Source organism: Adlercreutzia equolifaciens DSM 19450 (assembly GCF_000478885.1).
In the GTDB taxonomy this organism is placed as follows: domain Bacteria; phylum Actinomycetota; class Coriobacteriia; order Coriobacteriales; family Eggerthellaceae; genus Adlercreutzia; species Adlercreutzia equolifaciens.
Genome location: NC_022567.1, coordinates 2,397,404 through 2,420,944 on the forward strand (window position 1 = coordinate 2,397,404; position 23,541 = coordinate 2,420,944).

19 protein-coding genes are annotated in these 23,541 nt (G+C 62.4%); 7 read left to right on the forward strand and 12 right to left on the reverse strand.

Annotation, left to right across the window (positions count from 1 at the left end; translation table 11 throughout):
• The first annotated feature begins 38 nt into the window (after positions 1 to 38).
• Positions 39 to 1,463, forward strand: a complete 1,425-nt coding sequence (locus tag AEQU_RS09640; protein WP_041714685.1) for a helix-turn-helix transcriptional regulator — start codon at positions 39 to 41, stop codon at positions 1,461 to 1,463.
• Positions 1,464 to 1,787: 324 nt separating this feature from the next.
• On the opposite strand, the gene AEQU_RS09645 is transcribed toward AEQU_RS09640, so the two are convergent.
• The 8 genes from AEQU_RS09645 to AEQU_RS09680 form a co-directional block, all read right to left on the reverse strand.
• Positions 1,788 to 2,072: a type II toxin -antitoxin system TacA 1-like antitoxin gene (locus tag AEQU_RS09645; protein WP_022740867.1), complete on the reverse strand. Its 285-nt coding sequence runs from the start codon at positions 2,070 to 2,072 to the stop codon at positions 1,788 to 1,790.
• A gap of 5 nt (positions 2,073 to 2,077) precedes the next feature.
• Positions 2,078 to 2,347: a hypothetical protein gene (locus tag AEQU_RS09650; RefSeq protein ID WP_051353425.1), complete on the reverse strand. Its 270-nt coding sequence runs from the start codon at positions 2,345 to 2,347 to the stop codon at positions 2,078 to 2,080.
• A gap of 465 nt (positions 2,348 to 2,812) precedes the next feature.
• Entirely contained in the window at positions 2,813 to 4,012 is a 1,200-nt protein-coding gene (locus AEQU_RS09655; RefSeq protein WP_022740872.1) for a 4Fe-4S binding protein, read from the reverse strand.
• 62 nt (positions 4,013 to 4,074) lie between these two features.
• A complete protein-coding gene (locus AEQU_RS09660) occupies positions 4,075 to 5,145 on the reverse strand; it encodes a 4Fe-4S binding protein (RefSeq protein WP_022740875.1) in 1,071 nt (356 codons plus the stop codon).
• A 12-nt stretch (positions 5,146 to 5,157) separates the two neighbouring features.
• Positions 5,158 to 5,910, reverse strand: a complete 753-nt coding sequence (locus AEQU_RS09665) for a 4Fe-4S dicluster domain-containing protein (RefSeq protein WP_084280665.1) — start codon at positions 5,908 to 5,910, stop codon at positions 5,158 to 5,160.
• A gap of 454 nt (positions 5,911 to 6,364) precedes the next feature.
• The gene (locus tag AEQU_RS09670) at positions 6,365 to 7,276 is read right to left on the reverse strand and encodes a dimethyl sulfoxide reductase anchor subunit family protein (protein ID WP_022740880.1); all 912 of its coding nucleotides are present in this window, start codon (positions 7,274 to 7,276) and stop codon (positions 6,365 to 6,367) included.
• 6 nt (positions 7,277 to 7,282) lie between these two features.
• Positions 7,283 to 7,942 carry a 4Fe-4S dicluster domain-containing protein gene (locus tag AEQU_RS09675; protein WP_022740883.1) on the reverse strand — a complete coding sequence of 220 codons (660 nt, stop codon included), beginning with the start codon at positions 7,940 to 7,942 and terminating at the stop codon, positions 7,283 to 7,285.
• A 15-nt stretch (positions 7,943 to 7,957) separates the two neighbouring features.
• Positions 7,958 to 11,602 (reverse strand): molybdopterin dinucleotide binding domain-containing protein, encoded by a 3,645-nt coding sequence (locus AEQU_RS09680; protein ID WP_022740887.1) that lies wholly within the window; start codon positions 11,600 to 11,602, stop codon positions 7,958 to 7,960.
• Between the two features lie 365 nt (positions 11,603 to 11,967).
• Between AEQU_RS09680 and AEQU_RS09685 the strand changes: the two genes are divergently transcribed.
• A complete protein-coding gene (locus AEQU_RS09685) occupies positions 11,968 to 12,921 on the forward strand; it encodes a hypothetical protein (RefSeq protein WP_022740890.1) in 954 nt (317 codons plus the stop codon).
• 9 nt (positions 12,922 to 12,930) lie between these two features.
• Positions 12,931 to 14,883, forward strand: coding sequence for a UvrD-helicase domain-containing protein (locus tag AEQU_RS09690; protein ID WP_022740894.1), 1,953 nt, complete (start codon positions 12,931 to 12,933; stop codon positions 14,881 to 14,883).
• A 345-nt stretch (positions 14,884 to 15,228) separates the two neighbouring features.
• Here AEQU_RS09690 and AEQU_RS09695 read toward each other — a convergent pair whose 3' ends face one another.
• Positions 15,229 to 15,939, reverse strand: coding sequence for a TorD/DmsD family molecular chaperone (locus AEQU_RS09695; RefSeq protein ID WP_022740897.1), 711 nt, complete (start codon positions 15,937 to 15,939; stop codon positions 15,229 to 15,231).
• A gap of 4 nt (positions 15,940 to 15,943) precedes the next feature.
• Positions 15,944 to 16,780 (reverse strand): PD-(D/E)XK nuclease family protein, encoded by an 837-nt coding sequence (locus AEQU_RS09700; RefSeq protein WP_022740899.1) that lies wholly within the window; start codon positions 16,778 to 16,780, stop codon positions 15,944 to 15,946.
• Positions 16,781 to 17,111: 331 nt separating this feature from the next.
• Here AEQU_RS09700 and AEQU_RS11965 point away from each other — a divergent pair, with 331 nt between their 5' ends.
• The 4 genes from AEQU_RS11965 (at position 17,112) to AEQU_RS09720 (ending at position 21,754) form a co-directional block, all read left to right on the forward strand.
• Complete coding sequence (locus AEQU_RS11965; RefSeq protein ID WP_022740903.1) at positions 17,112 to 17,627, forward strand: hypothetical protein; 516 nt, start codon at positions 17,112 to 17,114, stop codon at positions 17,625 to 17,627.
• Between the two features lie 232 nt (positions 17,628 to 17,859).
• Positions 17,860 to 19,743 (forward strand): helix-turn-helix transcriptional regulator, encoded by a 1,884-nt coding sequence (locus tag AEQU_RS09710; RefSeq protein ID WP_022740906.1) that lies wholly within the window; start codon positions 17,860 to 17,862, stop codon positions 19,741 to 19,743.
• Between the two features lie 22 nt (positions 19,744 to 19,765).
• On the forward strand, positions 19,766 to 20,083 hold the full coding sequence (locus tag AEQU_RS09715) for a LysR family transcriptional regulator (RefSeq protein WP_022740909.1): 318 nt from the start codon (positions 19,766 to 19,768) through the stop codon (positions 20,081 to 20,083).
• A 228-nt stretch (positions 20,084 to 20,311) separates the two neighbouring features.
• Entirely contained in the window at positions 20,312 to 21,754 is a 1,443-nt protein-coding gene (locus tag AEQU_RS09720) for an FAD-binding protein (protein ID WP_022740912.1), read from the forward strand.
• Between the two features lie 113 nt (positions 21,755 to 21,867).
• On the opposite strand, the gene AEQU_RS12765 is transcribed toward AEQU_RS09720, so the two are convergent.
• Both AEQU_RS12765 and AEQU_RS12770 read right to left on the reverse strand, forming a co-directional pair.
• On the reverse strand, positions 21,868 to 22,479 hold the full coding sequence (locus AEQU_RS12765; protein ID WP_197536794.1) for an ATP-binding protein: 612 nt from the start codon (positions 22,477 to 22,479) through the stop codon (positions 21,868 to 21,870).
• Between the two features lie 128 nt (positions 22,480 to 22,607).
• Complete coding sequence (locus AEQU_RS12770) at positions 22,608 to 23,423, reverse strand: AlbA family DNA-binding domain-containing protein (protein ID WP_022740919.1); 816 nt, start codon at positions 23,421 to 23,423, stop codon at positions 22,608 to 22,610.
• Positions 23,424 to 23,541: the final 118 nt, after the last annotated feature.

Consider the following 23,541-nt stretch of genomic DNA (forward strand, 5'->3'; position numbering starts at 1 on the left):
ATTCAGCAAGAAAGCGCAGCATGAGGGGAGGGAATGTAATGGGACACGAGGCGATCTTTCCTCCATGGCTCGAAAGACTGATGGATCTAGCCGAGCGACAATGGAACGTCGTAGTGCTGGTAACAGGATATGCGCTCTGCCGTTGCGCATCGCATCTCTCCTTTCAGTGCGCAGGGTCGAGCGATTTGAGCACATGCGCCGATGCTGGCAAGATCGCGGGCCTCCTGCTGCTCGTGACCTTTGCCTACGGGCTGGATCGTGAGCACCAATCCTTCAAGATACTTGCGGCTCCCGGACTGATAGCCTTGGCCGCTTGCGGCATACTTGTGCTCGTCCGTCTTTCAGTGCTGGATGCCTCAACGCTAGCGATAGGCATGTTTCTTTTCGGGCTGGGAACAGCAGCCATGATGCTGCAATGGCTTGAATTTGTAAGCACGACCTCGCTCAAATTCATCGTTCTCATTATCGGAACTGCCGAGGGGCTCAACTCGCTCCTCGTCATCATATTGGGGGCGAGCCTGGAGACAGTTACCTACTGCATGCCACTGCTCATTGCGATCTCCCTTACGCTGCTGGTGGGGTACCGTCGCATGGTTGAAGAAAGTCATGCGCCCTCTTTGCTGGTCGCCCAGCGCATATCTATCGGACTGGGGTCCATCGTCTCGTGGCGTCTTGTTGTATGGGTGAGCATCTATTGTTTCTCTTACGGACTCGTGAGTTCTTTCATGCATTTCTCCAAGCTGTCGCTGTTCGATAACTTTGGAAACATGATTCCCGGCGCCGCCATCGCGGGACTCGCCTTTGGACTGCCGAGTCGTTTCGACATGCGCGCTTTGAAGAACATAGCTTTCGTATTTATGGTAGCAGGTCTACTGCTCGCAGGGTTTTTCGACAACGACAATGCCTGGGTGCAGGTGTTCGCCAGCGCTGGCACCGCCAGCTGCCGTCTATTCGCTTATTCGCTGGCTTGCATGAGAGCACACGCTGCTCGCACTTCAGCGCTACCAGCCTGCGCGATAGTGAAGCTCCTTATCATCGCGACAACGGAAACGGGCATCCAAACAGGCCTTCTCGATTTAGCCATCGATCCTGGGGTGCTAGGGGCAGCTATAATCTTGACAATCAGCCTTTTAAGCGCAGGTCTCTCGCCATTCAGCATCGATGAGCGCTACGTATTGGAACGGGCCGTTCAATCGTCTCCCGCCTCTCGTCGGCAGGAGGCCTTAACATCGCTCAGCACCGAACGGGGGCTCTCAAAACGAGAGACAACGGTGTTCATGCTCATGGCGAGCGGGTGTGACATTGCCGCCATCAGCGACGAGCTGTTTATCTCGAAGAGTGCCGTGCGGGCTCACGCAAGTCGCATCTATGCGAAATTTGCCGTGCACAATCGCCAGGAGTTCAATGAGGTGCTCGACGCTTACCTGCCGCCGCTGCCTGAAGAGGAGTCGTCCGGGAGCTGATTTATGTCGCCGCTCGAGGCGGTGGCTTTAATGTCTCCGCCTTACGACGCACCCTTTGCTTTATAGAACTTTGATTTGCCAAAGCATCCTAGTTCACGACCAACGCGAAGAGATGCATGGGCTTTCAAGGCAGTTTGCAATCTCAATGTTAGACATCGTCAGCGCAAAAAGTTTATAGCAACCAGCAAAAAGTACCCCATAGCAGATCTTTTGTCTACGATATCGCCCAGGCCACAAGGGCACCATCGCCGTCACCGGCACCGCGGAAGAAGGCACCACCTTCACTCTGCGTTTGCCCTTGACGTAGGAGTTGCTAAAGAGACCTTATCCGGCCAAAGATAGCACTTGCGCCGCCTTCTCGAGAGCGGCCTCGCGGATGAACGCCGACTTTTTCACGCCGGCCACCTCGGCAGCGCGAGCTATGAGCTCTGCCCCCGATTCAGGGCATTTGAACGAGAGGTTCGCATTGGGCTCCCCTGACAAGGGCGGCCGGCCGACGCGCAGAGGAACAAGCCCTATCTCCGCGTCATCGCTCTCCCATTCCGCAGCCCGTCGCTCGATTTCCTCATCAGTGAGAACGTAGCCGTTTTTCAACTTGTACTCGGCCATACTACCTAGCGCCTCGCTTTCTCAACCTCTAGCCGCACTCTTCGCGAAAGCGGCGTATTCGCATGATAGATGAGCCATCCATCATCGGTTAGCGTTCCGACCATCTCGACGTCGCGACCCTTAGAGTCAACGCCTATCCAAAGATACTCAGGATAGTTCTGGCTATCGGCCCTAAGAGCTTCGTAGTAGGAGTTCCTCCAAGCCGTGCGAATATCCTCCTCGTTCAGTTGGGGGTGACGAAGAAAGATCCGCGGATGAATTTCGAGCATTGCCATGATCGGATTCCTTTTTCTACTACTTTATTCTACTACTTTATTTGTGTGAGATCAACTATCCTCCTCGCATTAATCGCACTATAGCACGATTTTATAGAAATAGAACCGAGATTTGTATTATAGTTCACTAGTTTGCGAAACATCGCCCAAGCCCACAAGGGCACCATCGCCGTCACCAGCACCGCACAAGAAGGCACCACCTTCACCCTGCGTTTGCCCTTGGCATAAAACGCCCCCGGCGCCGTGAAGAGGATAGGGGCGCCGGGGGCTGGAGCAGATCGAGACCGCGTGGCTGCCAGGGCGGGGGCTCGGGCAGTCGGGAGATGCGGCCTCTCCTGCTTTGCGGAGAAGTCTGAGATTTACCGCACGACGCCCCGTCGACGCCGTGCCAGCTTCGGCGAGACGCCCGGCAGGGACAGCTCGCCGACATTTTGCGCAAGATCGCCAGCGATCGCTGCGGCTCCCCTACCGCTCGAAGATGTCTCCGTTGAAGTCGAGACGGAAGGTGTCGAGGATCTGGTGGGGGTTGTCGGTAAGGCTCACAGGACGGGGCGTCATGACGTAGCGGTGGCGGTTGCCGCCGGTAAGCCAGCTTGCGGGCACGGCGTCGAGCAGTGTGATGGCATCGGCGGGGCACACGTCCCGGCAGCTGCCGCACTTCACGCAATCGCCCGGCGTGTGGGTCACGCCCAGGGTACCGTCGGCGTCATCGAACTTCGCAATGGCGCCCGTGGGACAGAACGTCGCGCACATGCGGCAAGAGACGCACTTCGTGCCATCGATGACCACCGCACCCCACAGCCGGGTTTCCAGCTTGTCGCCTTCCGGTTCCCCCAGCTGCGCCAGTGCGTCCAGCAAGCGCTCACGCCGATCGGGAATGAAATGCGGCAACGTGCCGTCTTTCATCACGTGGAGGGAATGGGCAGGATGCTTGGGAGCGTCCTGCCCCGCAGATGAACCGACACGCACTCCTTCGGCTTCGCGAATGGGCGGGCAGGAGCGCTCTTGGGCAAAGTAAGCTGCGCGGGCGGTTTCGGCAGCGGCCTCATCGGCGCCCTCGGCGAGAATGCTCGCAGGAGGCACATCGGTCACGACAACTTCCAAATCGTCGCCCCAGGTGGCGAGCACCTGGCGCGCCGTTTCGGCTACCAGCTCCGCCGTGTCGCGACCGTGGCGCTGGGCACAGTGATCGCAATCGCCGCAAAGCACCGTCACGCGGCCTACACTCTCGGCGGCGAGTCCCGCCAGCAGCGACTCATCCACGCGCCCCGCGCAGACCACGAACGCCGCGGCACCGGGCACTAGCAAATCACCCAAGGCCGCCTCCATCTGGCTGCAGGCAATGACCACCTCGTCACCCCGCACGGCGCGCAGACAGGCGGCTTTCAACTCGGCGTCCGAGGGATTCAGCGACTCCAAGGCGCACGTGGGGCACACCGTGGCGCAGGTGCCGCAGCCGACACACTTGGAGGCATCGATCACCAGCTCGCCGTCTTCCAAGGAAATGCACCCTGAAGTGCACGCCGCCGCGCACTTCAAGCAGTCCACGTTGCGGTTGCGCACCTTCGCGCACCGCTCCCGATGAACCCGAATGGCCCCACTATTCACAGCCGTAAACGCGGTGCCCACATATCGGTGAGCCCCCGCATCAATCGTCTCAACCATTGTTGCTCCTCTTCAACGATGGCCCGGCCTCTCCCAAAGTCGAGCCATCGCTCACTGATTGGCTAGTCCAGCTTCGGCTCCAGGTCGTCCATAACCGGGTCGGGAATTTCCACGACGGTCTTGCCCGCCTTCTTGCCGACGAACACCGGCATGGTGATGGCATGGGTGGGACACACGTCCACGCAGTTGCGGCAGCGCGTGCAGTCGGCCATGGTGCGCAGACCGAATTCCGGATGACGGATGTTGATGTCGGCATCGCACACCTCGGCGCACTTGCTGCAGGAGGTGGCGCGGGCCGTCTCCAGGCACTTCTCGTCATTAATGGTAGGCACGAACGTACGCGAGAAACGCCCGACCAGGTTCATGAGCGCCGAAAGCGGGCAGAAATTCGAGCACCACTTGCGTAGCACCACCAACTCGATAACAAGCATCGCCGGAATAAGGATAAGCCCGATCGTCGCGTCGCCATGGGCGAAGGCCCGCCAAATAACGAGCACGGTGGCAAACGACAGACCCACGGGGCACACCAGGCAGAACACCGGGAATCCGAAGACCGCCGTCGAAAGCAAGGCCCCACCGAGCACCGCATGGCGCGAGTCCACCTTGCCGTGATGGACCGGCTGGCACTTGCCGCAGGCGCCGCAAGCGTGGCCGCCCTTCGCCGCCTTCAGGCTCGCCAGCTCCTGCTGCGAGATGGCCTTGATTTCGGAGCTCTTCTTCTCCTCGAGCTCCCGACGTTTCTTGGGCGAGCGGAAGAAATCGCGGATGCGATCGATGAGCATGGTCGGGCACAACCACGAGCAGAAGGCGCGACCGAACACGAGCACGAGCGCGGCGATAAGCAGAAGCGACACCACGGCGCGCGGGATCATCATCTTCGTGGCGATCATGGTGCCGAGCGCGCCTAGGGGGCATAGCATCGAGAACGTGTCCCAACCGAAGCCGGACATCGTGCCCATGCTCACCCCGGCGATGAGGCCGGCGGCCATGCCGACGAACACCACGGCGCCCACCACGGTGCGCAGCCGACGCGTCTTCAGCTTCGCGGCCAGCGCGTTCGCAGAGTTTTTCGTCTTCGCGCCCGCAGTCGGGGACGAAGCGGGCGTTTCCATCGTTTCGTTCTTCTTAGCCATGGTTTACCCCCTTTAGGCCTCGACGGGGCGCACGACAATGGCACGCTCGCTGGACTTGATAGAACCGGAGGACAGCGACAGGCAGGCGGCCTGGCAGGCACCGCAGCCGTTGCACTTGTCTTCCACGACATAGGGAATGGGGTTTGCCCCGCCCTCATCCTTCAGCTCGATAGCGCCGTAGTTGCAGGCGTCGTAGCAGTCGCGGCATCCGGTCATGCGATAGGCTAGGCACGTGCGCGGATCAATCTCCGCCGTGCCAATGATGATGTCGCCGGTCTCGCCGGTCTCCGGGTTGCCCACTGTGTAGGTTGCCGGCAGCTCGAGCGCGGCCGTGGGGCACACCGCCACGCACAAGGGGTTGCCGCCGTTCTCCTCGTAGCAGAAGTCGCAGTAGTTCCCCGTGTTGAAGTCGAGCATAGGGCTGCGCATGCCGAGTAGCCCGTCCTCGATCTTCGCCGGCACGATGGCTTGGCGCGGACACGCCTCATAGCAGCGCTCGCAACGGATGCAGCCGCTCACCAGATGGGCCTCGTCGGCACCTCCGGGCGGTCGGTTCAGCGGATTGTGGCCCGCATAGCGCAACCCGCCCAAGCCGAGCAGGGCCACCGTCGAGCCCACGCCGATGAACAGCCCGCGCCGCGTGATGCCGCCGCGAGGTGCGCGCTTGGCCTCGGCCGCATCAACGCTCTCCAGCGTCGGGGCGACTTGCGCGCCCGCTGCTCCAGCTGAAGCAGACGTCGGCGCCTCTTTCTTCTCCTCTGTCATTGATTCCTCCTCTTCAAGAATCATCTGAGGGTTTGCTCCTCCTGAAGCCTTTTCGCAAAAAAGCTTCAGGAGACCCAAACGCTCCTTCGTCAGGGCGAAATGAGCAAAATAGGGCACTTCTCGTAACTTGCCAAAAAGCCGATCCCTAAAGCAGCAATCGCCACCTGGGGTTTTCCTCCCATCCACAGAGCTAATGGAGAAATCACACCCTAAAAACTACGAGAAGTACCCCATTTTGAACAAAAAGCGAGGCGGGCGCATGCGCGTTGCCTGCGGGGCTCGTCTGTCAGAAAAGCCCGCCTCGCTTAGGTTCTCAAAGAGTGCCGACCGACCGACCAGAGACGAGCGGCTCCCTCATACCGGATGCCAGGGGGCATCCGGGATCGGGCGCCTCGCAAGCGCCCTGCCAGATGCGGCCGCAGCTGCAGCCGCATCTGGCTTCGTTAACACACTGCTAAAGCGCCCACTGGAACTGGATGAGGGCGTTCACGGCCACTTCGTAGAGCAGCACGCGCCACACGATGGTGCCGATCACGGCGCACACCAGGGCAACTACCGCCACAGCCAGGGCCTTCTCGGCGGGAATCTTGCCCGTCATCACCAGGGCCGCCAGCACGGCAGGCACCGCACAGCCGATAGCCACATTGCCCAGCCAGAAGGCCACGGCATGCTCGCCGGCCAAAATGGCGCCGGTGATCTGCTCGGACTGGCGCATGGCCACGTCGGGCAGCGTCGGATCGAAGTAGTACTGCATCTCGGTGTAGTTCGCGCCCATGCCGGAGATGGCCACCGCATAGATGACGCTCACCACGGCGCACACCACCGCGCCAATGAAAGCCACCGTAGCAGACAGCTTCACCGCGTCGTCGGCCTTCGTGGCGCCGGCGATGATCATGGCGGCCAGACCGCCCAGCATCACCGTGGCCACCACGTAGTACAGAGGCAGCAGCATGGTGTCCCACACGGGAATGGCGCTCATCAGGTAGGAGTCGCCCGTCGCGAACGGCAGCGCCAGCGACACGACGATGGCCAGAACGGCGCACCATTTGGGGGCCACGCCCTCCTCGGAACGGCGCATCATGAGGAAGTACAGCACCACGGCGATGGCGAACACGATCACGAAGATCAGCTCGATGGTAATGCCGGAGGTGATGTGCCCAAAGCCGTTCAGCATGCGCAGCGGATGCTGCAGGTGGAAGAACACCGACAGACCGCCGATGGCCAAAGCAACAATCGCGCTCACGCAGGAGGCGAGCTGCATGGCCTTGCCCTTGCCGGACAGGGTGAGAATGCCCTGCATCAGGAAGATGCCGCCGGCGAGGCAATTAAAGAAGGTGAAGAGAATAAGGGGCCACTGAATTTCCATGGGTTGTTACTCCCTCCACTTCCGGCCCTCGCGCAACAAGTACATGAGCTTGGGGTTGTTGCCCTTGTTGGTGAGGTGATGAATGTCGTTCTCGGTAAAGGCTTCCACGTAGTCCTTGAGCTTCACGCGGGTCTTCGTCATGTCGTCGTACTGGCAGCCGGGGGTATCCGGATGCGCCGGGCCCTCGAAGTTCTCGACGCCCTGATCGAGGTCGCCGAAGAAGCGGGCGCGGGCGCCGCACTGGGCCACGCACTGGGGCAGCTCGCCCTGGCTCGTGCGCTGCTCGCACAGCGTGCACTTCTCCACAACGCGCTCGGTCTGGTTCAGGTAGCGCACGCCATAGGGGCAGGCCATGGCGCAGAACTGGCAGCCGATGCACTTGTCCTTGTCGATCTGGATGGTGCCGTCCTCGGCGACATGAGACGCCTCGGTCGGGCACACCTTCACGCACTCGGGGTTCTCGCAGTGCTGGCACTGAACGGGGAGGAAGTACATCTCCACGTCCGGGAAGGTGCCGGAACCGCCCTCAATGGGATGCGGACCGACGCGCAGCGTTTTAATCCAGAAGTTGCCCACGTCCACGCCGTTGATGGCCTTGCACGCCACGGTGCAGGCAAGGCAGCCCGTGCAACGGTTCAAATCGGTGATGATCGCGTAATTCGCCATTGATCTTCCTCCTTTCTATTCCTTGATGAGGCTTAAGGTCTGCAGGCCCTTGGCATCCGCGCTCGCGTAAGTGAGCTCCACCTTCGAGTCGTCCAAACGCGGGTCGTTGGCCAGCCATTCCTTCAGACGCGGGTCGTTGGCGTTGGTGATCGCCTCGTTGCCCCACGGGTCGCACGGCACGGGGTTGCCGAACGGCGAGTTCTCCTCGGTGGCCTTGTAGACGACCATCGGGTTGCCGCGCAGCTGGGAGGCGCCGCAGATCCAGCACTGGGCGTACTTGTCCATGGTGCAGTTGATGCCGACGAGCTCGAAGCCGTGGGCGGCATGGTCCATCTCGGGGTACCACCAGGCATGGTTGGCGTTGGTGGTGCCTTCCTTGATGCCGTAGTACAGATCGGCCACCTCGCGGATGGCGCCCCAGGGGGTGCGCACCCAAATCCAGTCGCCCTGCTCGATGCCGAGGCGGGCGGCGTCGTTGGGGTTCATCTCGAAGCGCGGAGACGGCCACAGCTCGCGACACCAGGGCAGCTGACGGTGCTCGGAGTGGAAGTAGACGGGCTGGCGAGCGCCGGAGGTGCAGATGAAGGTCGCCTCCGGGTTCTCCTTCACGGCCTGCTTGTAGGCCTCGAGGTTGTCGGTGGTGCCGTTGTCGGTCGCCTGGCCGTTGCCCACGCCGGCGATGCCGTGGTAGGGCTTGTTCAGGTAGTTGTCGCTGTTGTAGGACGCGCCATCCACCAGGTTGGCGTCGTACCACTCGGGCGCCTGAACGCGGGAGTTCTTCGGCTCGAACCAGTGCGGGAACTTGTCGATGTCCGGAATGTCGCCGGCATAGGCGTCGCGATCCGGCGAGCACACCTGAGCGAAGTACGGGGTCTTCTCGCCCACCTTGGCGGCAGTGCCCGGCGTCTCGAGCACGTAGGACTCGGTCACCGTATCGCCGATGTAGGACTCGCAGATGGTCGACCAGATCTCCACCTTGCCGGTGGGGGTGCCGAAGGCGCACTTCTCGTCCACGGCGGCGTACAGGTTGTAGCCGGCCTGCTGGCGACGGTAGCCCATCTCCCAGCGACGGTAGGTGCCCCAGCGCTCGGGATGCCACTTGCGGCAGTCGAACCAGCCCTCTTCCTGGAACTTCGCCGCGTACTGCGGGAAGTCGGGGCCGTCGGGGTACTCCTCGGTCTTCCACCAGTCGGTGGCGTCCTTGAGCACGCGGTACTCCTGCTCCTCATAGCCCACCGAACCGCCGGCCTGGATGAAGTCGTGGTAGTCGAGGTTCAACCACTCGTCGTATTCGGGGTCGCGATCGTTGAACGGCACGCCCATGGACTTGTGCAGGCACACGACAAAGGTCGGGTCGAAGACCACGTCTCCGATGGGCTCGACGCAGCGCTGGCCGGCACCGAAGATGCCGCCGGCGCCCTGGGACACGCGGCCGGTGTTGGTCTCCAACCAGTGGGTGCAGGGGAACACGTAGTCGGCGGTGCCGTTGTTCGGGCACGACCACAGGTTGATGTCCACCCAGAAGTCGAGCTGCGTCAGCGCGTCCCACGCCTCCAGCAGATTCGACTGGTTCATGAAGTCGCCGGACATGCAGATGCCGCCGTAGAGCTTGTAGGGGGAATCGATCTCGCGGATGGCGTCCCAGATGGAGGAAGCGTCGGTCCAGGAGTTCCAGAAGCGCAGAAGCGGGAAGCGCTCGGCGGAGATCTGATCGGCATTGTTCTCGAACGGGGTCTTCAGGCCCGGGAAGGAACGCGATCCCTTGTAGTCGCCGCCCTTGCGCATAGCGATGATGCGGGCCTCCTCATCGGTGGGGATGTGGTTGCCGTAGCGCTCCATGAGCGGGGAGTTCTCGTCCTGCAGGTACTTCACGAAGTTCTGGATCAGCGGAATCTGGTCTTCCACGGAAAGGTCGCGCGGCGTGTTGCCGAGCTCCATGGTGCCGATGCCCTCGCGAATGCCCCAGTCGACCGGATCATGGTCGGTCACGATCATGTTGGCGCGGCCGCAGCAGCCGTCTACCTGGGCCTTCGAGGAGCCGCGGTTGCCGGCGGGCTCGTCGGAGTTGCCGGTGAGGCAGGCGATGAGCTGCAGAGCGCGGGTGTTCTGCACGGCGTGGCCCGTCTGGTCGGGGGCCAGCTGGTAGTGGATGCCGCCGTTGCCGTGAAGCGGGTTCAGGCGCGTGGTGTAGGTGCGCACGGCCTCTTCGATCTTGTCGGCGGGAACCTCGGTGATCTCGGAGACACGGTCGAGCGTGTACTCCTCCAGGTTGTGCTCCCACTCCTGCCAGACCGACTTGGCCTCGATCATCTTGCCATTGGCGAGCTTGACCTGCACGCCGTCGGGCCACAGCTCCGGGTCCTTCGGCAGCCCCTTCGGGTTCGACTTGGCGCCCTTCTCGTTGCCCTCGCCGGTCCAGTAGGCGTCGTAGGCCGGATCGACCGGGTCGGCGAACTTCGAGGGGTCGGGCAGCCAGGCATCGGCGATGATGGGCTTGTAGGGGTGCTCGATCCAGGTACCGGTGGTCGGGATCTTGTGCTTCTCGCCCTCCCACTGGCATTCCTCGGCGTCCCAGTAGGTCGGCTTCTCGTTGGCGGCGTCCCAGCAGATGAAGCGGCGGTAGGAGTACTGCTCCGGCGCCGGCTCCCAGAACTGGGAGACCCACTCGCGGTCGAGGTCGGCCTCGGTGAGCAGGCGGCTCGTCATGTGGATGCCGCCGTTCATTTCCAGGAAGTAGCCCTTGTAGGTCTTGCCGTCGGCCTCGGGGTTGTAAAGGAACGGGCCGTTGGACCAACGCTTCACGAAGTTCTTGTCGTAGGCGTCGTTGTCGACGATCCACTTCAGCCAGCCGAGCGACATCGCCAGGTCGGTGCCGACGCGGATGGGCAGCCACAGATCGGCCTCCTTGCCCAGCGGGCTCATGCGCGGGTCAACCAGAATGTGCTTATAGGCGCGCTGCGAGCAGTCCACGACGGTACGGTTGGTGGAGTCGTAGTTGGAATACTCGGAAGCGGTACCCCACTGCACGTACACGATAGGGCCCTGCTCCACCTCCATCCACGGCGAGCCCTTCTCGTCGGTGAGCACGCCGCCGAAGTGGCGAGGGCCCTTGCAGATCTCGTAGGCGGAATGAAAGTTGTGGGTTCCGAAGACGGACTTCAGGGTGCCGTAGGGCGGCTGGGCCCACACGCGCGAGGTACCGCCCATGGAGAAGATCGACTTCCCGCCGTACTTGTCGATGAGCTCGTTGTACTTGGCGCCGATCTCGTCCATGGCCTCGGCGAAGTTGACGCGCACCCAGCCGGGATCGTCCTCGCCCTTGGGGTTGGTACGCTTCATGGTGTAGCGCAAACGATCGGGGTGGTACAGCGCCAGCATGGACGCCTGGGACTTCGCGCAGCAGTGGCCGCGGCTGTGTGCGTTGGACTCGTCACCTTCTACCTTGATGACCTTGTTGTCCTGCACGGTGACCCACACACCGCATTCGCATTTGCCGCACGCGCGGCAGCAGGAACGGATGCGCTTGACCTCACCAGCTGATTCGTCGACGCCCTCGGCCAAGGCCGCAGACGGTGCTACAGCAAAGCTCAGAGTGCTCGCAGCGCCCGTGACGGCGGCCGCCTTCAGGAAGCTGCGACGAGTCAGTGAAAGTTTAGCCATGGGTCCTCCTCTCTCTTTCGTTCGATGCTTTCCAACAAAACACCGGCGGCCCTCGGCGGCGTCGGCGGCCTTCGCGAGTGGAGGGGGTGAAGATCCGCCTCCGCTGTCGAGCGGCCACCGATGTTTTGTTGCCCAACGGTTGAAAATGGTATGGGCCGTGCGGGCCGCGCAATCATAAGAGCAGGCCGATTTAAGGGACGGCAATCATCCCGCGCGCTCATCTCGATGGGATGATTTACCTGTTCGAGGCCTCTCTATACTGGATGGCGAAGAGGATAGGCGGCAGTTTCCCCTCAGGATTCAAGACGAGCCGAAGCTGGCTGAAGGATCTTTCGCGGAACCTGCCAAAAAGAAAGGAGAGACGGATGAGCAAGCCCCATCCTTCCATGGCCCTCACACTTGATTTGGACGAGTCGATCGTCGATCACGAGCTGCGATTGGAGATCGATCGCTGCTACTCTTATCTGGGAACGCCCGCGGTGCGCACCCACCCGGCGGCCGACGGCGAGCTGGTGAACACCCTCCGCATGACCGTGCGCGTGGGAGCCCGCGAGTACCTGGATTCCTCCGTGGAAGGCGCCGACGCGCTGTGGAGCGACTACATTGAGCACTGGCTGCTGAACCAGGTGCACGCCGTGGACAATCAGATGAAGATCTTCAACCGCCGCCAGCGCGAGGAGGGCAAGCCCGAGCTTGTGTTCACGTGGCTGGAAATCGAGCTGCAGGGCGGTCGCCTCGTGGTGCGCATGCGGCTGGATTCCACCTGCGGCATCGACCCCGAGGAGAGCAAGTGGGTGAGCCGCGTGCGCGAGGCCCTGAACGCCGGCGCGCTCGGCAAGGACGTCGTCGCCGTGACGCTGCCTTCCGCGGCCTCCTACGAGCAGCAGTACGCCGCCGGCATGGAAGCGCTTGAGGCCCGAAAAGTTGCCGAGGCCGCTGCGGCACGGGCCGCCGAAGAGGCGGCCGCAGCCGAGGCCGAGGCTGCCGAGAGGGCCGCCGAGGAGTCGTTCATGGCCTCCCCCGCTCTGGTAGCCGAGGCCGCCGAAGCGGCGCTTGAGGCCGAGGAAGCGGCCGATATCGTCGTGCGGGCCCGCATCGCCCACGACCTGGAAGAAGTCGAGCGCGGCGAGCTTGACAAAACCGCCGAGGAAATCGTGGCCGAGCGCATCGCCGAGGAGGCGCATCTGGGCGAGGACATCCAGAAGAAGTACGCCCTGCCCGATGCCGATTTCTCCCTCGTCTTCGATCAGTGGACGGTCGTCTACGCCGATGGCTCCACGCGCGATTTCGACTCGACCAGCGGCATCTTGGCCGATTAGGAGGCACTCATGACTGACATGATGGTAGAAATCGCCGCTTTCGACGGCCGCACGGCCAAAATCGTCGGCCCCGCGCGCTCCGGCAAGACCGAGGCGCTGCTGCGCCGGGCCGCTGCCGCCGTGGCCGCCGGATGCGCCCCCGAAGACATCCTCATCGAGACCTCCACGGCCGAGGCGGCCCGCGTGGCGCGTCGCCGCCTGGTGGACGCCCTGGCCACCGCCGGGGCGCAGGATGTGGAAGACATCGCCGGCCGCATCACCGTGGCCTGCGCCCAGCAGGTGTGCCTTGCCGTGCTGGAAACGCCCGAGGCCCGCGCCACCACCGGCCGCACTCCCCGCGTGCTCGCGCCTTTCGAGTGCAACTTCTTCCTGGAGGACATGAAGACCCTGGGGACTCCCGCCCGCCGCTTGCGCTCGGAGCTCAGCCACATCAAGAAGCAGTGGTGCGCGCTTGCCCCCGAGGACGACTGGGCCGTGGGCGAGGAGAAAGACGCGCTGGAGCTGGCCCATCGCCTGCTTGACGCCACGAACGCCATGCTGGAAGACGAGGTGGCCTACCTCTGCGGGCGCTACCTGCAAAGTGATGCGGGCGCTGGCGCGCGACAGCGGTTCTCTCTCGTGCTCGCCGACGACTTCCAGAACCTTTCCGTCGCACAGCAGACCTGCCTGTGTCTGCTCGCCCGCGATCAGCTCATCATCGCCGGCAATCCCGACGAGACCGTGCGCGTCGCCACGAGCTTCCCGGCCCCCGAGGGTTTCGCCACCTTCGACACCCTGCGCCGGAACGTGACCGTGTTCGCCCTGAACACCGCTTTCGGCAATCCCAACGTCACCGCATTCTGCGATGCCGTTGTCCGCGCGGGCAACGAGGAGGCGCTTGCGGCCGACCAGCGCGAGGGAACCATACGCGACATCGCCACCGTGAAGTGGAACACGCCGGACGAGGAATTCAACGGGCTGACGCGCTACCTGTTCGCCGTGAACGCCGAAAATCCTGAGGCGGCCCAATCCGACCTCTGCGTCGTCGCCCCCAACAAGCAGTGGGCGCACGCCTTCGAGCAGATGCTCGTCCGCCGCGGTTTTGCGGTGTCGTCGCTGGGCTTCGAGCGCCTGGCCGGCGATCCGCGCGATACGAACCGCGCCCGAGCGCTTATCGCCTACACATCGCTGAACCTGCTGGCCGACCCGGACGACCCGTTCGCCTGGCGCGCATGGGTGGGCTTCGGCAACTACCTCACCTATTCCGACGGCTGGCACTTCCTGATGGAGTGGTGCGACGAGCACGACGCCGGCATCCTGGATGCCCTGGAGGCGGCCGCTGCCGCCCGCACCGCCGGCGAAGCGGAGCCCTTCCCCCGGGCCGAGCGTCTGGCCAAGCGCTATGAGGCCGGCCGCGCGATGATCGCCGCGCATGCGGGACGCCGCGGACACAACCTGCTGGCGGCCCTCGACGCCGACAAGCTGCGCGACTTCGCAGCGCTTTCCGCGACGCTGGCCGGCGACGAGGACGCCGCGACCCTGTACGCCATGGTTCGCGAGACGCAGTTCTTCCCCACCCACGAGGCCAACGTCCGCGCCGTGCGCGTCAGCTCCTACGAGCAGCTGTGCGGCTGCGGCTACCGCGCCCTGTACGTCACCGGCTGCGTGGACGGATTCATGCCCGCCCGCGACGCCTTCGAGGTGGTCTCCACCGACGCCGACCGCGACCGCGTGCGCGAGGCCGATCGCCGCACGTTTGCCGCTGGCGTCGCCAAAGCCACCGACGCGTTGATGTTCTCCACGTTCAGCCGTGCCCCGCTCGAGTTGGCCGAGCGCACGAAGATGCAGGTGGCCCGCGTGCGCATGGAAGACGGCGAGCGCATCGCCACCCTGCGCCCCACCTGCTTCCTGGAAGAAGCCGGCGCCGCCGCCCCCATCACCTTAGGCGGCCAGGCCCTCCTCGCCGACGCAGGGATCGACTAGGGCCACGGCAACCCATCAACCGCCGACAAACCCTCTCAAGAAAAGCCCCGCAACCGGGGCTTTTCTTGTTTCGCCATTTCCCCCCTCACCGCCGGACGGTATCCCTCAATTGCTTGAGAAATGACGGTTAGCGTAGCTTTTCTCCTTCCTCGCTCTTCATTCTGCTTGGAAAACAACGGGTAGCGTAGTTTCTGGGTACGCTACCCGTTGTTTTCCAAGTAGCTTCCTCTCGCACACCGCGGGGCAGCACGCGAAAATGGGTCGGCCCCGCCGAGGAGGGGTGGGGCCGACGAAGGGAGGGGAAAGAAGGAAGGGGTTGGTAAGGTTTGGGCCGCTAAAGGCCGCTTAAGCTTCCACGGAATCCAAAAGCTCGCGCAGGACGGCTTCGTCCTCCTGCAGGGAGCCGAGCGTCAGCTGCCCCAGACCCTGGTAGAACAAGGTGCGGGCGTGCATGCGCATATCGGCGACCAGCATGGGAACCCAGTTCATGAGGTGGTTCTCAAGGAAGTCGTAGGACGTGCGCAGGTAGGCGATCGCCTCGTCCTCGGCGTTGTCGGACAGCGCCTCGGCGGCGCGAAGGGCCATGCGCTGCATGAACTCGAGCTCCAGCGCGATGTGGTCCTCGGCCTCGTTCCAGTTGCCGCGTTTCAACTCGTTTTCGCGCAGCGTGGCGAGCACCTCGGCGCGGGCCTCCTGCATGAGCAGACGGCGCTCGGACGTGTACACCGACTCGTACGGATAGGCGGCGGAATACCCGTTCACGCCGTGGCCGATGAACGTGCTCACGTAATCGATGGCGAGCTCGGTCACCGAGTCGTCCCAGGCGCGCTTCAGGTAGTCGTACAGCTGGTGGTAGCCCTCATCGGCGGCCGCATTGCCCGTGGCCTGGGGAAAGCGCATCTTCTGCAGCTCGCGCAGCGCCGGCAGATCCACCTCTTCGCGGAACAGACGCGCCAGCATGCCGTAGGATCGGGCGCGGGCGTTCATCAGCTCGACGAGGTTCACATCCTCGGAAGCGGCAGCTTCCTCAACGACGGCTTCTTCCATAACGACCATAGCGTTAAGCCTCCTTCGCGCTCTTCAGCTCGGCGAGCATAGCCCGCCCCAAATCGGTCAAGTTCCAGGCGCCATCGCCCCAGATGACGCAGTCGCAGGTTTCCAGCACATCGATGAAGTGCTGACCGAAGCGGCGCGGCGACTTGGTGATCTCCAGGGCGTCGGTCAGGCTCTCAATGGCGTCCAGCTTTCGCGGCGCCTCTTCAAGGGCTTCCATAACCGCCGCGTACACCTCGGCGTAGCGCGCCTCGTCGGATCCCAGCACAACCGCGCGGAAGCTCTTGCCGGCGAGGTACTCCGCGCGCAAGGCCAACGCCTCGGGAGTCGCGCGCCACACCGGATCCACGGTCTCGCGAATCTCCAGGTACGCCACACCCTCCTCGGCGCTCTCGTGCTCCTCGGACACGTCGGGCATCTCCAACGTAAGCGCTCCGGCGCGCTCCAACATGCGGCAAAGCGTCATGGGAGCGTATACCGACCAGTTGTCGCGCTGCCACTCATCCACGCGCTCGGAAATGACGCTCGAGGGGCAGCCGCCCTCGCACAGGCCGATGACGTTCAGCAGCACGGGCCGACGGTTGGGGTTGCGGACAATGAGCGCCTGAAGCGCCTCGGTGGCGCTGCCCTGGCGTGCCGGCGAGTACACCGGATCGTGGTGCACCGTCTCGGGCATGTTGCGCATGGTGGGGTAGTCGATGGTGTCGTAGGGGTTCTCGTCATCCATCCATTCCTGGTCGATCTCCGAGTCGTCCACCGCCAAAGGGTCGAACTCGTCGTCGAAGGCGAGCAGCTCGAGGGTGTCCCCGGCACTCGCACAAGAACCCTGATGCTGATAGGCCATACAGGTTTCCTCTCTCGTTTCGCGTGCGGTCGTCATCGCGAACCCCGATGCGCAGAAGGCTCTCTTCGCCCTTCGTTCGCTCGGGCAATCCGATAGCAGACGCCGCTTCCTATCCTCTTCGTCCTACATTCTAGGAAGCATCGCGGCGCCCAGCTCATACGACCAGGCCCATCTTTGCGAAAAGCGGCATCATCCTCTCGTGATGATTTCGCCCTTCCACGAGGATGATTGTGCGCTGCACCTGGGGTTTTGCCCTTGACCTTTTCCGTGCGCGCGCCATAATGGGGCTGCGTTGCGAAACTGCGGGGCGACCACGATTGAGGGAGCACTTATGACCAACGCAGCATTCGGCAAGAAGGTTCTTGCCATCGCGGTTCTGGCCTGCCTGTGCGCAGCCCTGATCGCTGTCCCGGCGTACGGCTTCTACTACGTGCACGACGACAGCGTGTCGGATTCCTCTGACGGTCTGGGTAGCTACGAGGTCTTCATGGTGGTCGACGAGACCGCCGTGGGAGGCGACGTGCACTCCGACCTGATGTTCGTTCCGGCGGGCAGCACGGCCGATGTCGTCCTTACCGAGGGCATCATCTCCAGCGAGAACCAAAACGGGCTGGACGCCATTCACAACTATGACGTTCAGTCGGTGGCCGACTACCTCGCCGCCAACGGCTACAACGCTGAGATCAGCGTGTACCCCACCGGCGAGCAGCAGGCCTACAAGGACGCGGAGGGCGCCTACGCCGCCACGTCCCAGAACGTGAGCGAGGCTTACACCGCCCCCGCGAAGGGCGATGGCTCGACCGTTCTCGATCGCTACGACAACGTGGTGATCACGGTGACCAAGTAGGTCGCCGACCGTTGCAGGGCCATCGTCGACCAGCGGTGGCCCTGCGCATCCTGCGCAGGGCGCGCACGCGAGGTCGCAGGCACGAGCCGGAACTCGCACGCAGCGCGGGCCACGGGAAAGGGGCTTGGGAAGGCGGGGTTGACGAAGCATCATCCGCTATCTATAATCCCCTGACTCAACTATTAAGCACCATCTTGCCTGGTGAGACGGCCGGGCGCACAGGAGGGGGATTATGGGGTTTCAGGTTCCTCGCGTTACGATCAAAATCGACTTCAAGGAAGGCGCATCCTTCGGCGAATTAAGTCTCATTTCGTTCGGCTACGGCCTGCATCAAGCGTGGATCTACAGCTCCATGTTCGACAAAGGCGGCATTTTCGGAACCGGAGGCCTCCAGGCCGGGCCCTTCAACGATCAACTGTCCCTGGCCTATTTCGTCTCGATCCTCATCTACGGCCTGCTGTTGCTTATCGCAAGCATCCTCGACACCAAGCTCATCCGGGCGCTGCACGCCACCCCCACCCTCGTTGCAGCCGCACTGCTCGGCGCAACAGGAACGCTTCTCTTGCTCGGGTCGGGCGCGGAGTCGCCCTTCGACGGCAGCACGCTGCAAATCATTTCGGGTATCCTGACGGGAACGGGCTCTTCCATCTTGCTGCTTGCTTGGGGCATCGCCTTCTCGCGGCGCGACTCAGCCTCCATCATCATTAACGGAGCGCTCTCCATCGCCATCGGATTCGGCATCTACGGCCTCGTGCTACACCAGATCCCCTTTCCGTGGGGCGGCGTGGCAAGCGCGCTCATTCCCTTTGCGGAAATCGCCCTTCTGCTTGTGCTGCGTCGCCACGTGAGCCTCGATTTCGACAATCGCCAGCTCTTTTTCCAGCCGCTGCCCATCAATCACGCGCGTTTCGTGATGCGCTTCGGATTGCCGGTGTTCTTCCTCGGCGTGGCCCTGGGCATCATGCGCCAAACCTCCATTGAGACCATCCTGCCCGGCAGCGCCTTCGAAGATCAGGCGTTGCTGTTCGTCACCGCCTGCGTCGCCACGGTGCTCATTATGGTGACGTTTCTCGCCCTCGGCGGCGACGAGCGCTGGCATATCTTCTTCCGGCCGCTCATCCCGTTCATCGCCGTAACGGCCATTTTCATCCCCTTCACGACCGGGGGCACGTCGTTTTGGGGGACCTCGGTGGTGCTTGTCGGATACATGTCCTTCGAGGCGCTTATGTGGATCTTCTTCTCGGAGCTCTCCCAGCGCTTCCGCCTCTCCCCCATCTTCGTATTCGGCCTCGGCCGCGGTGTTATGGCGCTGGCGGCCCTCGGCGGCTCTACCTTGCCACTGTTCACCGGGGCCCTCGGGACGCCCACCGGCCTCGGCGAAATGGGCACCGTGCTCATCGTGCTTGTGGCCATGATGCTTGCCTACGCCCTTCTGCCCGACGAGCACGAGATGGCCGCTATCGTTGCCGTGACGCCGAAGAGGGGCGCCGCCGCGCAGAACCTTCCCCGCACCCCGCTCATCGTGGTGAACGAGGGGGACGCGGCAACGGCCGTCCACACAAGCGATGAGGCGCCCGAGATCGCCGATGCGACCTCGTGGGAGCGGGCCGTGGCCTCCGCCCTCGCCGATTTGGGCGACCCCGAGGAGGTGCTCGAGGCGCTCTCTGCCGCGGCAACCACCGCAAACCGCGGAAACGCCCCGCAGGAGCAAGGTGTCGACGCAGAGGGAATCGAAGACGAGGTCGAAGGAGGAGGGGTCGAAGCCGCCGCGACTGGCGCTGCGACCCCCGCCCCCTCCCCGGCCCGCCAGGCCATGGACTTCTCGCGCTCCATCTTCACTGAGGGTTCCGACGCCACCCCGCCAGCCGAGGACACCCCCGCTGCCCGAGGTCGCTTCCGTCAACGCTGCGAAGTCATCGCCAACACCTACCTGCTGTCGCGCCGCGAGAGCGAGGTCATGTACTACCTGGCCCGCGGCTACAAGTCATCTCACATCCAGCAGCAGCTCTACATCTCCGAGGGCACGGCGAAGACCCACATCCGCCACATCTATCGCAAGCTGAACATACACAGCCAGCAAGACCTCATCCACCTCATCGACGAAGTGGAATTGTAGGATGAGAAGCTAGGAGGTCGTCATGCGCACATCTCAGCTTGAGTACTTCACCGCCGTAGCCGAGACGCTCAGCTTCACTCGAGCCTCTGAATTGTGCCACGTGGCCCAACCGGCCATTAGCCAGCAGATCCAGTCCCTCGAGAAGGAGTTGGGATTCTCGCTTTTCGTGAGAAGCACTAAAGGCGTGGAGCTCACCCCCGCCGGACGCCAGTACCACCAGGACATCTCAAGCGTGCTTGCCGCCCTGCGGCGCGCCGACCAACATGCCGCAGCCATCGCCCACGGGCAGGCCGGCACCTTGGATATCGGCGGTGCCAGAAACGGTCATCGCCTCTCTTGAACACGGCTATGTCATGCGCGAAGTGCACGGCTATGAGGCGACCCTCGAAATCGGCTGGGTACACTTGGTCGACAACGAAAACCCCGCTCTCGCAACTTTTCTCAATTTCCTGAATCATCAGGAGTTATAAGACGTTTATATAAGTATCGAGCAAAGGGATATTTCACAAGCCGATCTTCCCAAACCTACACTGAGGGCGCATCGAAAGGTAGGGAAAAGGAGGATCTCATGAGCAACATTTCACAGCCCATTTTGTCGCGTCGTAATTTCCTGGCAGGAGCTGCTGCCAGCCTCGTTGGCCTGACCGGGGCCACCAGCCTTGCCGGCTGCGCGCCGGCAGCCAAGAGCACCGAGGAGACCGATCTGGCCCCCACGGGCGCCGAGCCAACCCTCAAAGAGCCCACCGAAACCCGCAAGGCCGACATCGTCATCGTCGGTTCTGGCGCCGCGGGCTGCTTCGCCGCTTACGAGGCCGCCAAATCAGGCGTAGGCAACATCCTTGTCGTCACCAAGAGCGGCAACGCCACCGACTCCAATTTCAACGAGATCACCGGCACCGCCTCGGTGGAAACGGCAGCCTTGAAGGAGGCCGGCGAAACCTTCACCGTGGAAGACATGTACCAGCGCATGATCAACTACGCCCACTGGACCGTGAACGCGCGCCTTCTGCACGAGTGCGTCAAGCTGCTGCCCAGCAACATCGACATCTACGATGAGATGGGCGTGGAGACCATGGTGCTCGGCGATCGCTACAATTTCGGTTTCCTGAACGTCCATGGCTTTACCGGCAAGAACAAGGGAGTGAACTTCGAAGAGGGTCTTCAAGCTCTGGGCGCTGAATTCCTTTACGATGCCCCGGCAACCGCCATTCTCATGGAGGATGGCGTGGCGACAGGCGTGCAGTGCGAGAGCGGTAAAGATGTCATCAACGTGAATGCCAAGGCCGTGCTCGTGTGCACGGGCGGTTACCTCGCCAACGAGGAGAAGGTTGCGGCTGAATACGGCGGCTGCAAGGTAGTGAACATGGGTTCGCTCAACAACACCGGCGATGGCGAACGCATCGTGCTGGCAGCCGGCGGCGAGGCCACGCTGCACGAGAAGCGCTACTACGCCATCTTTAGCGAGAATACGGTGAATGCTATGAAAGACTCGCCCTACTATCAGAGCATCGGCGCCCCGGCCGTATGGACCTCGGCTGCCACCATGTTCAACGCGCCCCTGGCTAACTTTGATGCGAACCTAGCGTCGGCCCAAGAGGAGGGCTGGTGCTTCAAGGCATCGTCCATCGCCGAACTAGCCGAGGTGACGGGGCTTGAGGCACTTCCCGAAACGGTGACCGAATACGACTCCTACGTAGCCGCCGAAGCCGATCCCGACTTCCTCAAGGATCCGGCGTTCCTCCAGCCCATCGAAGACGGCTCGACCGCTTACTACGCCTTCGAGTACAACCCGAGCGCTTTCAACACTTTCGGCGGCCCGCGCACCGACGAGCAGTGCCGCGCGCTGGACGCCAACTCCGATCCCATCCCTGGTCTGTACGTCGCCGGCGTGGAGAACGGAAGCCTGTTCTGCTCGCCTTACTACGCCGTGGGCGGCTCCTGCTCCGGCCTGTCGCAAGCCTCGGGACGCGTGGCCGCCAAGGCGATGGTCGAGTACATCGCCAACGCTTAAGCGCTCTCTTTTCGAAAATAGACCGCGCGTCCGTGCCGAGGCTAAACGAAACCCTCCCCTCTCGGAAAAGCCGTCGCCAGGCGGCTTTTCCGTTGCGAAGGATCTGGACAGCCTCACAACACGCGCCAACACCCCGACTTGCTGGATCCTTCTCGCATCAATCTTCCTTCTTGCTTGAGCACTTCAACATCGCGGTTGACGGTGGCGACGCTCACACCGAGACGCTTGCTTGCCTGGAGAATGGAGCTAGACGGCTCTTCCTCGAACATGCGCAGCAGCAGCTCACGCCTCTCGCCGGCGCCTACCCTTCTGCAGGTGGGAGCATCCCTATCCTTCTCCGTCGACAAACTACCCTCGCTCCCATAGCCCCGAGAGGCCACGCTGCCTTCGTGCGCAAAATCCCCCGAGGCGTTTCCGAATTGCTCTTTCTCGTCTTGGCGGGCGAAAATGGTCACAAGAAAATAGAGGCGCTCCTCATCGGTCTCGAAGATGGGATCGGGAGAGCCGTTGTTCCTCAGCGCGGCGAGCATCTTCCTTATGCCAGTGTTGCGGCCCTCAGTGAGACCCAGCTCCTTCAGGTACTCGCCCACCCGTCGGTTTCGGTACCGTCGGCTCACCGCCCGAAATTGCCTTAGGCCCTCGGCGCTGATCGAGCGGTCGGCTCCGGGAAAGCTGAGTAATTCAATGCGGTCGGGCAGAACGCGCACCTCTATGGGCTCGCGCACATCGTAACCCTTATGATAAACAGCGTTCGCAAGCGCTTCCTCGATCGCATCGTAAGGATAGTTGAAGTAGCGATCGGACTCGGCTCTGTCGGGATACTTCCGAACACGTTCCTCGATGACATTGTTCCTCAGGTAGCGCAAGGCATCTTGCATCTGATGGTGAAGGGGGCCTGCAAAAATATGCTCCTCAAGTCGACTGCCTCCCTCCCCTTCGGGCAGTTCAACGATATCGATGCGCGCATAGGGGAAAAGCGTTCCGGCTCCGACGCGAAGAACAAGAGCCCGACGTTTTTCGGCTTCAGGTATTCCTTGGGACCCTGCACGATATCCATGCGCTGACAGAGTTCTACGAAGCCCATCGTATCGGCTTCCGCGTACAGCGAGCTTCCCACCTCGCGAAGATATCCCTTGATGAGCGTGATGTTCAGGTCGTCAACTTCCGCTCCATGGTGCACGCGATCATCGAAAGGGACATTATTGGCGAGGTTGTACAGGTCGCGTCTCTCAGCCTCGGATGGCGACAGAGTGCTCGCCATTTTGCGTATCCAATAAATCCGCTCACTCTTTTTCCCCATGCTTTTAGGGGAGGAGTAGGGACGCACGCTTCCGCCGGGCGCCCAAACGACGATGAGGGCTTTGCCCTCGTACTCAGCAACGTCCACAATGGGCATGTAGTCGGGCTGGATAAGCTTGCACTTGTTGACCATATCCTTGAGCCACAGATCAACTTTATCCGTCGGCACCCCCACTACCGTTCGATAGCCTGCGGTATCCTCGCGAACGCCAATGACGAGATACCCTCCACCCCAGTTGTCAATATCATTGGCGAACGCGCAAATAGTCTTGAGAGATGCCTGCGGATCCCACGTCTCCTTGAATTCGATGCGCGCACTTTCCACAATAGTCCCTTCGATCAGGGTTTCTATACTTGTCGGAAGTCCCATGGCATCTCCTCATCACTATCATATTGTTGCAGGATGATAGTATAAATGATAGTGATGATACTGAAAATGATAGCGATAGACGAACGATAGCGATGGGCCATCGCCGCTCGTGGGGCAT